8 protein-coding genes are annotated in these 13,375 nt (G+C 39.0%); 6 read left to right on the forward strand and 2 right to left on the reverse strand.

The window, feature by feature from the left end; all coding sequences use genetic code 11:
* The first annotated feature begins 163 nt into the window (after positions 1 to 163).
* Positions 164 to 976 carry an electron transfer flavoprotein subunit beta/FixA family protein gene (locus AB1349_02865; protein ID MEW6556275.1) on the forward strand — a complete coding sequence of 271 codons (813 nt, stop codon included), beginning with the start codon at positions 164 to 166 and terminating at the stop codon, positions 974 to 976.
* A 74-nt stretch (positions 977 to 1,050) separates the two neighbouring features.
* Complete coding sequence (locus tag AB1349_02870) at positions 1,051 to 2,271, forward strand: FAD-binding protein (GenBank protein MEW6556276.1); 1,221 nt, start codon at positions 1,051 to 1,053, stop codon at positions 2,269 to 2,271.
* Between the two features lie 54 nt (positions 2,272 to 2,325).
* Here AB1349_02870 and AB1349_02875 read toward each other — a convergent pair whose 3' ends face one another.
* Both AB1349_02875 and AB1349_02880 read right to left on the reverse strand, forming a co-directional pair.
* The gene (locus tag AB1349_02875; GenBank protein MEW6556277.1) at positions 2,326 to 2,589 is read right to left on the reverse strand and encodes a hypothetical protein; all 264 of its coding nucleotides are present in this window, start codon (positions 2,587 to 2,589) and stop codon (positions 2,326 to 2,328) included.
* A gap of 85 nt (positions 2,590 to 2,674) precedes the next feature.
* Positions 2,675 to 3,478: a site-specific DNA-methyltransferase gene (locus AB1349_02880; protein ID MEW6556278.1), complete on the reverse strand. Its 804-nt coding sequence runs from the start codon at positions 3,476 to 3,478 to the stop codon at positions 2,675 to 2,677.
* A 113-nt stretch (positions 3,479 to 3,591) separates the two neighbouring features.
* Here AB1349_02880 and AB1349_02885 point away from each other — a divergent pair, with 113 nt between their 5' ends.
* The 4 genes from AB1349_02885 to AB1349_02900 all read left to right on the forward strand — a co-directional run bounded on the left by AB1349_02885 (position 3,592) and on the right by AB1349_02900 (position 13,367).
* On the forward strand, positions 3,592 to 4,323 hold the full coding sequence (locus AB1349_02885; GenBank protein ID MEW6556279.1) for a metallophosphoesterase family protein: 732 nt from the start codon (positions 3,592 to 3,594) through the stop codon (positions 4,321 to 4,323).
* A complete protein-coding gene (gene trxB, locus AB1349_02890) occupies positions 4,313 to 5,302 on the forward strand; it encodes a thioredoxin-disulfide reductase (GenBank protein MEW6556280.1) in 990 nt (329 codons plus the stop codon). The genes AB1349_02885 and trxB overlap by 11 nt, the downstream gene beginning before the upstream one ends.
* A gap of 140 nt (positions 5,303 to 5,442) precedes the next feature.
* Positions 5,443 to 12,993, forward strand: coding sequence for a carboxypeptidase regulatory-like domain-containing protein (locus AB1349_02895; protein ID MEW6556281.1), 7,551 nt, complete (start codon positions 5,443 to 5,445; stop codon positions 12,991 to 12,993).
* Positions 12,993 to 13,367: a hypothetical protein gene (locus AB1349_02900; GenBank protein MEW6556282.1), complete on the forward strand. Its 375-nt coding sequence runs from the start codon at positions 12,993 to 12,995 to the stop codon at positions 13,365 to 13,367. Before AB1349_02895 ends, AB1349_02900 begins: the two co-directional genes overlap by 1 nt.
* Positions 13,368 to 13,375 lie beyond the last annotated feature (8 nt).

Below are 13,375 nucleotides of genomic sequence, written 5' to 3' on the forward strand. Positions count from 1 at the left end.
ACTATTCATAGGAATTGTTCAGGTTTCTTGTGCATCCCTGTTTTACAGGGTTATTCCATTTTTGTCAATGAACAATATGTTTCAACATTTATTAGCAAAAATTTGCCAAACTACAGTAATTAATTAAAATGTTAACATCTATTCTCGGTGGTATTACAGAAAAATGAACATTATAGTTTTAATTAAACAAGTGCCTGCGACAACAGATGTCAAAATTGATGAAAAAACCGGCACACTAAAAAGGGAAGGTGTTGAGGCACAGGTGAATCCGTTTGATTTATATGCTGTTGAAGAAGCGGTGCGATTGAAAGAAAAATTCGGCGGAAAAATCACCGTCATCACAATGGGGCCGCCTCAGGCAGAAAAAGCACTCCGTGAATGTTTGGCGATGGGTTGTGATGAAGCAGTTCTTGTTTCCGATAGAGAATTTGCAGGTGCTGATACGCTCGCGACTTCTTATACACTTGCACAAGCAATAAAAAAAATTGGCAATTTTGATATAGTTATTTGTGGAAAACAGGCAATTGATGGTGATACTGCACAAGTAGGACCCGGTGTGGCTGAAATGCTTGATATTTCTCATATTGCATATGTAAAAAAAATAGAAGATTTTGTATGCGACGCTTCAGCCCCAACGGGGCTTCAGCGTCGTATCCGTGTGCAACGAATGATGGAAGATGGCTACGATGTAATTGAATCACCGCTACCTTGTCTTTTAACAGTTGTGAAAGAAATAAACACACCACGATTTCCATCCTTGCGGGGTATGATGTTTTCTAAAAAAGCGGAAATAAAACATTTCACTTCAAAAATAATTGAAGCGGATAAAACAAAACTCGGCATTGCGGGTTCACCAACAAATGTGATGAAAGTTTTTTGTCCACCACCACGAAGCGGTGGCGAAAGAATCGCAGGCGAACCAATAGAACAGGCACAAAAATTAGTTGCAAAATTAAAAGAAACAAAAATTATATGAACCAAATACCTTGTTTCGCTCGTCGGTATCGTTAACTTATTAATTAATTAATTAATTCGTTAATTTATTAATTTATGTCCAAAATTTTTGTAATCTCTGAAAAATGTGTTGGTTGTGGGCTTTGTATAAAAGCATGCCCTTTTGGTGCTATAACTTTAACTGAAAGACCTGACCATACCAAAAAAATAAAACTCGCAGTGATAGAACTAACAAAATGTAATTTTTGTTCTGCCTGTCTTGAGGCATGCAAAAAATATGAAGCAATAGTTATAGAGAAAGACGACTTCCGACTTCCGACTTCCGACTTCCTGTCTTTCAAGAATGTCTGGGTTTATGCCGAACAACGGCATGGTGAAATTTCGCCGGTTGTTTTTGAACTTTTGTGGAAAGGCAGAGAGCTTTCCGATAAACTCAATGTAAAACTTTGTGCAATTTTGATGGGTCATAATATTGAACCCAAAGCAAAAGAACTTATAGAATACGGTGCTGACATAGTTTATGTTTATGACGATGAAATTGTAAGCGAGTTTCAAGATGACCCATATTCAGAACTTCTAGCTCAACTTGTAAAAGAAGAGAAACCTGAAATAATTCTGATGGGTGCAACAAATATAGGCAGAAGTTTTGCATCACGTGTAGCTGCAAAAATAGAAACCGGTCTTACTGCAGATTGTACAGGACTGGATATTGAGCTGGAAACACGAAACCTTTTACAGACAAGACCTGCATTTGGTGGGAATATTATGGCAACAATTAAAACAGCCAATCATAGACCGCAGATGGCAACTGTCCGTCATAAGGTATTTAAGAAGGCAGCAAGAAGAGAGAAGAGAGAAGGAGAGATAGTAGAAAAGACATTTGACAAAACGAAAATAAGAAATAGAACAAAATTTTTACAATTTGTTGCCGATATCTCGCAGAAAGTCAATCTTGCAGAAGCGGATATAATAGTTTCTGGTGGACGCGGACTTGGAAAACCCGAGGGTTTTCAGTTAATAGAAGAATTTGCAAAAGCAATCGGCGGTGCGGTTGGTGCTTCACGTGCAACTGTTGACGCTGGCTGGATTCCTTATTCACATCAGGTTGGACAGACAGGCAGAACTGTTGCTCCGAAACTCTATATCGCCTGCGGTATTTCCGGACAAATCCAGCATCTTGTAGGAATGCAATCGTCAGAACGAATTGTTGCTATAAACAAAGACCTGGAATGTCCGATGATGAAACTCGCCACCTACGCCATAGAAGGCGACCTCTACCAAATAATTCCAGAAATAATCAAGGAATTAAAAAAGTAATAGCTTGAAGGTTTCAAAAATTTTCCGCGATCGTAATTGTTAAATTGTTTTTGTCTACTTTATTTTTCTGAATGTACCTCTTAATCCTTTTTCTTTGTAAACATCTCTCCTTGATTTCAAATAACTCCATATTCTACTATCTAATCTTGAACAGTTAATTACTTCTTCTCTCAATGCTTCAAACCAATTTATTAATTTCTTTGTTTCTATTGTTTCATTAATTGGTATTGAATTAATAAGCAAGTCAAATATTTTTTTCATTTTATCTCCAGGCATTTCATCTAAAGAACGGTATGTTTTTAATTTTAATGAATCCATTTTTTTCACCTCCCCTGATAAATATTGTAAAGTTGAAAGTAGCAGAAACTTTTATCAAATTCAAACGTTTGCCCAAATATCATCATCAACATACTAGTAGACCCATTTCAGTTTCAACCCGTTTATTTGCAAGATTACAATATTCTTTGGATATTTCAAAACCGATGAATTTCCTATTTAATTTAATCGCTGAAATTGCTGTCGTTCCGCTTCCAATGAACGGGTCTAAAACAATTCCACCTTCGGGACAAAAACACTGAATTATATCGTAAGGTAACTTATCCGGAAAAGTCGCTGGATGTTGATGTTTGAGACGGTCACCATCACCACAGGTTAGATATTCCCAAACAGTTCCCCTACATTTCATCGGATTGATTGTAATCGGTCGTGAATTTAATGTTTTTCCATTGGTGCATCGAGTGGCACCACCAGTCATTGTAACACCTGCCCATTTGGAAGGAATTTTCAGTGGTTCTTTATTAAAATATTGCGGCTTTGCACCTTTAAGAAAAATAGGAATATACTCGTGGTCTACCCTGAACCTTTTTGAATACCAAGCACCATCAGTTCCGTGTTTTCTGTAAAGACAACATTCAAAAAGACGAAAACCTGCATTATCACACCAGTCAATAATTGTCCTGAAAGATGTAAGTGTTTTAGCATAATTTACTGTCTGATCCTGAATAACCATAACTGCAACTCCACCATCTTTTAAGATGCGAAACGACTCTTTTCCAACATCAGACAAATTTAGTGTAAAACCATTATATTTTCTAATACTGTCATATGGTGGTGATGTAACAATTAAATCAATTGATTCGTTTGGTAACTGTTGCATCCCTTTTATACAGTCAAGATTTTGAATTGTGTTAAGCCATTTTTTAATCATTACAATTTTATTATACAAAATCTAAATATTTTTTTCAACATTATTATTATTATACAAATTTTTTGTCTAATTGTCTACTTGATTTTTTTTGTTTTTTGTGTATAATTGTTTTTATGCGATACGCAATTTTTTCTGATATTCATTCAAGCATTGAAGCGCTGGAAGCAGTCCTATTAGAAATTTCTAAACAAAATGTAGACGAATATATCTGTTGTGGCGATATTGTCGGCTACGGTCCGAATCCAAACGAATGTGTTGAAAAAATAAAAACTATAAAAAAGGGGGGGGAGAGGGTGGATTTAAAAATTGTTGCCGGGAATCACGATAGAGCATCAATCGGTCTGTTTGATATAGAATGGTTTAATGATAATGCTAAAGCAGCGGTTCGGTGGACTGTTTCAGTATTAACTGATGAAAACAAAAAGTTTTTATTAGAACTGCCAGAAAAAATTGTTATTGCCGATTTTACAATTGTTCACGGCAGCCCCCGAGAGCCAATCAACGAGTATCTTTTGAAATCAACTGATATGGCTGAGAATCTCAACTTTTTTTCAACCCAATTCTGTTTCATCGGACATAGCCATAGACCGTTTATTTATAGTGCCGAAACCGGGATAACCATTCCAGGCGAAAATGAAACAATAGAAATAGCATCAAAATCAATAATAAATGTCGGCTCTGTCGGACAACCCCGAGATGGCGATAATCGTGCAGGTTTTTTGATATTTGAAAATAACAGCGTTACATTTTATCGGGTTGAATACGACATAAAAGCGGTTCAAGAAAAAATGAGAACAGCAACTTTACCGGAATATCTTATAGAACGATTAAAATATGGCAGATAAACTTTATGATGTGATTATTATTGGTGGCGGACCTGCGGGACTGACTGCCGGGCTTTATGCTGCAAGGGCACGATTAAACACACTTCTGATAGATAATTACGGGATAGATAGTCAGGTAGTTTCCGCTGATATTATTGAAAATTATCCTGGATTTGTTGATGGTATAAAAGGTGTTGAACTTTTGCAAAAATTGAAATTACAGTCAGTAAAATTCGGGCTTCAGATGCTTTCTGATGAAGTTGAGTCAGTAACAGAAACGAATCAACATTTTGAAATCAAAACTACAACTAAATCTTATTCAACTTGTGCTCTAATTATTGCAACAGGCGGGAAACCTAAACAACTCGGTATCTCTGGCGAGAATGAACTTAAAGGCAGAGGTGTGTCTTATTGTGCAACTTGTGATGGTGCACTTTTTAGAAATAAAACTGTCGCAGTAGTCGGCGGTGGCGATACTGCAATAGAAGAGGCGCTTTTTTTGACAAAGTTTGCTGATAAGGTTTTTGTTATTCATCGTAGAGATAAACTGCGTGCAACAAAAATACTGCAGGAACGTGCTCTATCAAATATCAAAATAGCGTTTGTGTTGAACTCTAAAGTTGTTGAAATCAAAGGCAGCGGGGTGGGTGGCATTCAAAAAGTAGAAAGTGTAGTAATTGAAAATGTTCAATCAGCACAAAAAAGTTCTATAAATTGTGCTGGTGTTTTCATATTTGCCGGATTTACACCAAATACTGAGTTCCTGAAAAAAAGGGAGAGGGAGGGTGGGGAGGGTGGTGATATTGCTGTCCAAATGGACGACTTTGGCTACATAATTACTGACGCGGAAATGAAAACAAGCAATCCAGCAATTTTTGCCTGTGGCGATTGCCGTGCAAAACCGTTAAGACAGGTTGTTACCGCTTGTAGTGATGGTGCGATTGCAGCAATATCTTGTGAAAAATACATAGAAAGTATCAGATTGAAAGAAAAAGGTTAAAAGGGCTTGACAAAACCAAAATTTATATGTATAATTAAAATTGTAATTAGGTAAGTTTTGCTAAAATTTGTAGTCGTGAACTTTTAGTTCACGGTTTTACGGTGATTGAAAATCACCGACTACAATTTGTGAGGTGGTTTATGAAAAACGCAGAACAGACACAAAACAAAACACACAGAACAGACACAGAACAAAGAATATGGAATAGCGACTACAAAAAACACCAACTGAAGTTGGGTAGAATTACCTTTTACCTTTTACCTTTTACCTTTTACCTTTCTACCTTTCTACCTTTCTACCTTTCTACCTGCCTCTATGCGGATGTAATAAATACTGTTGCAGGAACAGGTGTATCAGGTTTTTCAGGTGATGGTGGTGCTGCAACCTCTGCACAGGTAGCTATGCCACGTGGTATAAATATGGACACCTCCGGAAATATATATATCGCAGATACCGGTAATCATTGTATTCGTAAAGTGAACACATCAGGCATAATTTCTACTGTTGTTAATACATCTACACAAGCAGGTTTTTCAGGTGATGGTGGTGCTGCAACCTCTGCGCAACTTAATTTTCCATCTGATGTTGCTGTAGATAGTTCAGGAAATTTATATATCGCAGATAGCAGTAACCACCGTATTCGTAAAGTAAATACATCCGGTATAATTACAACTGTTGCAGGCACAGGTACAGCAGGTTATTCAGGCGATGGTGGTGCTGCAACTGATGCGAAACTAAACCAGCCGATGGGTGTTACTATCAAGGGAAGCGATTTATACATCGCTGATACAAACAATAATCGGATTCGTAAAGTAGATAGTTCAGGAATAATTACAACTGTAGCAGGCACAGGTGTATCAGGTTCTTCAGGTGATGGTGGTGCTGCAACCTCAGCACAGATTTCAGAAGTGCGTAGTGTAACATTTGATAATGCAGGTAATTATTATATTGTAGAGTTGACAAGCAGTTGTGTTCGTAAAGTGAACACATCAGGTATAATTTCTACTGTTGCAGGCACACCAGGTTCGTCAGGTTTTTCAGGTGATAATGGTGCTGCGACCTCTGCACAACTCTGGAATCCACGAGATATAGCAGTAGATAGTTCAGGTAATTTATATATCGCAGATGGCAGTAACCACCGTATTCGCAGAGTAAATACATCAGGTATAATTACAACTGTTGCAGGCACAGGTACAGCAGGTTATTCAGGTGATGGTGGTGACCCCAGAGCTGCCAATCTTAACGCACCGCATGGTATTGCATTTGATAGTTCCTATAATTTATACTATGTAGGTCACTGTGAGTATACTGTTCGTAAAATTGTTTATACAGGCACTATTCAAGGTAACCTTGTGTATACTGGCAGTCAAACAGGGACATATATTGTAAATGTCTCAACCGATATAAATTTCTCAGTCCAGAATACCACAAAACCAGCCACAACATCATATACTTCATCAGGTTTGCTTGGTGCTAATACACATTATGTACAAGGTTTCTTAGATACTAATGGAAATAGTAAAGTAGAGAATTTTGAGCCACGCAGAGCATACCCGGCTATTCAGCAACCGGATACAGACCCTGCTACTGCAAGTATGAAGCAGAATTATGTTGAAATTGGCTCAACAGTATCTAATATCAATCTGAATTTTATTGATTATGGTGCGTTAGCAGGTGAGATTACAAAAACCAGCGCTCAGACCGGTAATATAGTTGTATATGTGGCTACAAATACATGGCCATCTCCAGGTAACAGGTATTCCCGGACTGGTGCTGGTGAATCAGAATTGGTTCTTGCAGCACCGGGGAATTATACGCTTTATGTTCCAACAGCACCCGGGAATTATTCTGTAATTGCGTTTATTGATGGTGATAGTGATCTTTACAGGGATACCGGTGAAGATTATGCTCAATCATTAGCCACTATGACTGTTACTGCATTAACTACTTCTTATATTAACTTAAATATCGCGCCTGAAACACTTGCACAGCCATCTAATTTCTACGCTACTTCAGTAGCGGTTTCATCTATTCAATGGCAGTTCACAGATAATGCTGATAATGAAACAGGCATGTATGTTTCATCAGGAATCAATACAACAATGCGACTATCCGAGAATTTAGGTCCGTTAGCAGGCACAGGTGGGACAACAAAATGGTGGGAAACCGGGTTATCAATAAACACACAATACACCAGATACGCAGAAGCATATAATGCTGGTGGTTCAACCTGGTCTGTCTCAGCATCAACCTACACACTTGCTAACCCACCGTCAGGCAGTAGTATAGTGTCAGTGTCAAGTTTCAGTATCAGTATTTCGTGGTCAAATAATTCTAATCCTGGTTATACCAGATGGGGTATCTTGCGGTCAAGTGATAATTTTGGAACAAGCACTACATTAAAAGCATTTGTTGATAATTACACGAGTACAAGTTATACCGACTCCGCAGGATTAAATCCTGCGACTACATACTGGTATAAAGTGAATGCATTCAATGAGGATGTATACGCAACTACATATGACACGACTGTATCAACAATAACTTTACCACCACCACTACCTGCACAACCATCTAATTTCTACGCTACTTCAGTAGCGGTTTCATCTATTCAATGGCAGTTCACAGATAATGCTGATAATGAAACAGGCATGTATGTTTCATCAGGAATCAATACAACAATGCGACTATCCGAGAATTTAGGTCCGTTAGCAGGCACAGGTGGGACAACAAAATGGTGGGAAACCGGGTTATCAATAAACACACAATACACCAGATACGCAGAAGCATATAATGCTGGTGGTTCAACCTGGTCTGTCTCAGCATCAACCTACACACTTGCTAACCCACCGTCAGGCAGTAGTATAGTGTCAGTGTCAAGTTTCAGTATCAGTATTTCGTGGTCAAATAATTCTAATCCTGGTTATACCAGATGGGGTATCTTGCGGTCAAGTGATAATTTTGGAACAAGCACTACATTAAAAGCATTTGTTGATAATTACACGAGTACAAGTTATACAGACTCCGCAGGATTAAATCCTGCGACTACATACTGGTATAAAGTGAATGCGTTCAACGAGGATGGGCTTGCTACGGGCTATGACACTACAATAACAACTGTGACACTGCCAGCACCACAACCACCACTCGCACCAAGCAATTTACACCCCACTTTAGTGGGTTCTACATCTATTCAATGGCAGTTCACAGATAATGCAGATAATGAGACGGGATTGTATGTTTCAAGTGGCACGAATACGGCTATGCGAATTTCACCGAATTTAGCGAATGGCACATATACTGGAACAACAAGTTGGGTTGAGACAACACTATCGCCAAATGTTCAATACACCAGATATGCAGAAGCATATAATGCTAGTGGTTCAACATGGTCTGTCTCAGCATCAACCTACACACTTGCTAACCCACCGTCAGGCAGTAGTATAGTGTCAGTATCAAGTTTCAGCATCAGTATATCGTGGTCAAATAATTCTAATCCTGGTTATACCAGATGGGGTATCTTGCGGTCAAGTGATAATTTTGGAACAAGCACTACATTAAAAGCATTTGTTGATAATTACACAAGTACAAGTTATACGGATTCGTTGGGGATAAACCCCAACGCTACATACTGGTATAAGGTGAATGCGTTTAATGAGAATGGGCTTGCTACGGGCTATGACACTACAATAACAACTGTGACACTGCCAGCACCACAACCACCACTCGCACCAAGCAATTTACACCCCACTTTAGTGGGTTCTACATCTATTCAATGGCAGTTCACAGATAATGCAGATAATGAGACGGGATTGTATGTTTCAAGTGGCACGAATACGGCTATGCGAATTTCACCGAATTTAGCGAATGGCACATATACTGGAACAACAAGTTGGGTTGAGACAACACTATCGCCAAATGTTCAATACACCAGATATGCAGAAGCATATAATGCTAGTGGTTCAACATGGTCTGTCTCAGCATCAACCTACACACTTGCTAACCCACCGTCAGGCAGTAGTATAGTGTCAGTATCAAGTTTCAGCATCAGTATATCGTGGTCAAATAATTCTAATCCTAACTATACCAGATGGGGTATCTTGCGGTCATCAGACAGTTTTCTATCAAGTATTACCATTAAAGGTTATGCAGATAATTATACAAATACAAATTATACAGATACTGATGGGCTAACTGCCAGCACCTCGTATTGGTATAAAGTTCAGGGATGGAATCAAAATGGTATAGCAACTGATTTTGATACAACTGTATCAACCCAAACATTATCACCCGAAGCAGTGCCACCACCTGCACAACCAACATACCCGACCACTGCTTTAATAGGCACTACATCTATCCAATGGCAGTTTACAGATAATGCGAATAATGAGACAGGGCTGTATGTTTCATCTGGGACGTCTATCGTCTATCGTCTATCGTCTAATCTTGGTCCGTTAGCAGGCACAGGTGGGACAACAAGTTGGTGGGAACTTTCGTTAGCAGTGAACACACCATACACCAGATACGCAGAAGCCAATAATGCTACAGGCAGTAACTGGTCAGATTCATCAACAAAATATACTGCTGCAAAACCACCGTCAGGAAGTGGCATAGTGTCAGTGTCAAGTGTCAGTGTCAGTATTTCATGGTCTGCGAACAGCAATCCTAATTATACCAGATGGGGTATCTTGCGATCTGCGGATAACTTTGCAAGTTCTACAACATTAAAGTCATTTTCTGATAATTACACGAGTACAAGTTATACAGACTCCGCAGGATTAAATCCTGCGACTACATATTGGTATAAGGTAAATGCGTTCAATGAGGATGGGATTGCTTCGGTCTACGACCTCGCAATGACTACCATTACATTGTTTGTGCCTGTTGCACCGTCAGGAATGAATGGTACTGCATTGTCACCAACATCTATAGAATGGTCTTGGGTTGATAATGCAAGTAATGAAGATGTTTACAGGGTAAAATCAGATACAAACGGGGTAATGGCTTCACTTTCAGCGAATACAAATTCCTGGCCAGAAACCAATCTTTCAGTAAACACCTTGTATAACAGATATGTTGAAGCGTTCAATACAATTGGTGCGTCTTCATCAACTACTGTGGGTAAATATACATTAGCCAATTCACCAGTCACACTTATATTCAAGAGTGTTGGGACATCAAGTGTAGAACTTCAATGGGATGTGAACGATAATCCTATTTGGACAAGGTTTGGAATCGCACAATCTACGACATCAGATTTCACAGGCCCAACAGTCAGCACACCTGTTGTATTTGCTAATAATTTGACTTCTAATGTTAAAACAGTTTCAGACCTTGAAGCTGCGACAACATATTATTTCCGTGTCTGGGCATATAATGGCGACCAAATAGAGTCCGCACCAATTCAAAGCAGTACAAGAACAGTAGTGCCGCCGCTTGTAAGACCAAGCAATTTATACCCCACTTTAGTGGGTTCTACATCTATTCAATGGCAGTTCACAGATAATGCTGATAATGAAACCGGGCTTTATATTTCTACAGGCACTTATACAACAATGCGGATTAGTGAAAATTTAGGTCCTTTAACAGCCACTGGTGGGACAACAAAATGGTGGGAACAAGGGCTTTCAATAAACACAGCGTATACGCGGTATGCAGAAGCATACAACGCTGATGGTAGTATCTGGTCGGTTTCTATATCATCTTATACTGCTGCTATGCCACCGTCATTAACAGCGGTTTTGAATGTATCACAAAATTCTATTACATTGAACTGGTCAAATAACAGTAATCCAACAGGAACAGAATATCAAGCGAGCAGGTCAACTGCATCTAATTTTGGAAATGAAGTGTTCAGCAACTGGACTACTAATACCGGGATTCTTATTGGTTCGTTGCCTTCGGATACTACATATTATTTAAGAGTAAGGGCAAGAAATGGTGATGGTATCATAACTCAATATGATACACCTGTTTCTACAAAGACAGAACCAGGTCCACCAAATGGTACTGCTGATAATTTAACAGGAACTGTTATCTCTACAAGTTCAATCCAATGGGCATGGACAGATACTGCTACAAATGAAACTGGCTACAGAGTAAAAAGATCGCCGGATGGTACAAATATCTCCGGCGATAAACCAAAAGATACGGTCTCATGGCTACAGACCGGGCTGTCCTGTAATGTAATAGCATATGTATATGTAGAAGCGTTTAATGCATATGGTACATCCACATCTGTAATTGCATCAAAATACACACTTGCTAACCCACCGTCGGGGAGTGGTATAGTGTCAGTGTCAAGTTTCAGTATTAGTATTTCCTGGTCAAATAATAGTAATCCTACAGGAACAAAATGGGGTATCTTGCGGTCTGTAGATAATTTTGCAAGTTCTACAACATTAAAGGCATTTTCTGATAATTATACAACAACTTCTTATCTTGCTTCTGACCTTTTACCGCTTACTTCTTATTGGTTCAAGGTCTGTGCATATAATGAAGAAGGTATTGCAACGACTGATATATCAGTAGCTACAATAACACTTTCACCACCTCAACCACCAGCACCTACTACAGGCTGGCTTGCTGGTAAAGTAACAAAGTCAGATGGCATCACTGGAATTGGTCAAGCGGTTGTAGAGGCAATACAGTCAGGTATAGTCAAGAGTAGCGCAACAACATCTACTAATGGCACATATCAATTTATCAACCTGTCAACTGGAACTTACGATGTTCGTGCTACAGCGACAGGTTATATTTCACAGACAAAAACTGGCTATACCGTTTCTGCAGGTGCAACAACTACTGTTAATTTTGTATTACAGGAACAAACTGGAACAATCACAGGCAAAGTGACGAAATCTGACGGAGTTACAGGAATTACTCAAGCAATTGTAGAAGCACTCCAGTCAGGTATAGTCAAGAGTAGCGCAACAACATCTACTAATGGCACATATCAACTTATCAACCTGTCAACTGGAACTTACGATGTTCGTGCTACAGCAACTGGCTATATCTCACAAACAAAAACTGGCTATACTGTTTCTGCTGGTGTTACAACAACTGTTAATTTTGAATTACAAGAAACAGCATCAGTCGGCATAATTTCAGGTAAAGTCACAAAGACCGACGGTACAACTACACTCCCTAACGCATTAGTTGAAGCATTCCAATCCGGCACTATCACCGGTGTAGCAAAGTATTCATCCGCATTGGTAAAATCTACCACTACAACAGACACAGCAGGTAATTATTCACTTGTGCTTACTCCGGGTGTCTACGATATCCGTGTATCTTTAACAGGGTATCAATCCCAAACAAAGATGGGCTGTGAAGCATCTGCCGGTAAAACAACAACACTGGATTTTGCACTATACGCTACAATAGACGAAAAACCACAAAAAGAATATAAAACAACTTTAGGTCAAAATCTTTTTATACCATCAAAAGGCGGTACCTGTAAAGTCGGATTTTCAGTTCCAGTAAGCGGTAAGGTTACAATCAAAATTTATGACATACTGGGTCGGTATATAACAACACTTGTAGATGACGAGTTTAATGCCGGGAATTATCAGAAGGATTGGGATGGTACAGATGAAGGTAAAGAGATTGTCCCACCGGGAGTGTATATTTTGCATTACGAATACCCGGGTGGTAAGAAAGAAACAAGAAAAATAGGAGTGAAACGTTAATGGAAATAATAATAGGAATTGCGCTTGGCAGTTTAAGTATTTTTTTAGGATTGTTAGCGATTTTACTTTCCTGGCGCTGGGCTAAAATGACAGACCAAACAATTAAATCAGAGGATGCAAGAGCTAAACAAATCATAGAAGATGGAAACAGACATACACAGCAATTGATAGAAGACGGCAACAGACGAACACACGAGTTGTTGGCAAAGATAGAGGATGGGAATAGATACGCTAGAGAGATACTGGCAAGAATGGATGACAGAACAGCCAAAATGGATGAACGTGCAGCTCGTCAGACTGAAGTCTTGATACGGCTGTTAGAGCAATCACAAACTCGCCAGACGGTTACTACAATTAGAGAAGAAGGACCGTAATATAAAAC

This window comes from Elusimicrobiota bacterium, assembly GCA_040757695.1.
GTDB lineage: Bacteria > Elusimicrobiota > UBA8919 > UBA8919 > UBA8919 > JBFLWK01.

Bases quoted from the DNA above. Each gene is read 5' to 3' on its own strand.
- AB1349_02865 (MEW6556275.1), top strand. From the start codon at position 164: ATGAACATTATAGTTTTAATTAAACAAGTGCCTGCGACAACAGATGTC.
- AB1349_02895 (MEW6556281.1), top strand. From the start codon at position 5,443: ATGAAAAACGCAGAACAGACACAAAACAAAACACACAGAACAGACACA.
- AB1349_02880 (MEW6556278.1), bottom strand. From the start codon at position 3,478: ATGATTAAAAAATGGCTTAACACAATTCAAAATCTTGACTGTATAAAA.
- AB1349_02900 (MEW6556282.1), top strand. From the start codon at position 12,993: ATGGAAATAATAATAGGAATTGCGCTTGGCAGTTTAAGTATTTTTTTA.
- AB1349_02885 (MEW6556279.1), top strand. From the start codon at position 3,592: ATGCGATACGCAATTTTTTCTGATATTCATTCAAGCATTGAAGCGCTG.
- AB1349_02870 (MEW6556276.1), top strand. From the start codon at position 1,051: ATGTCCAAAATTTTTGTAATCTCTGAAAAATGTGTTGGTTGTGGGCTT.
- AB1349_02875 (MEW6556277.1), bottom strand. From the start codon at position 2,589: ATGGATTCATTAAAATTAAAAACATACCGTTCTTTAGATGAAATGCCT.
- trxB (MEW6556280.1), top strand. From the start codon at position 4,313: ATGGCAGATAAACTTTATGATGTGATTATTATTGGTGGCGGACCTGCG.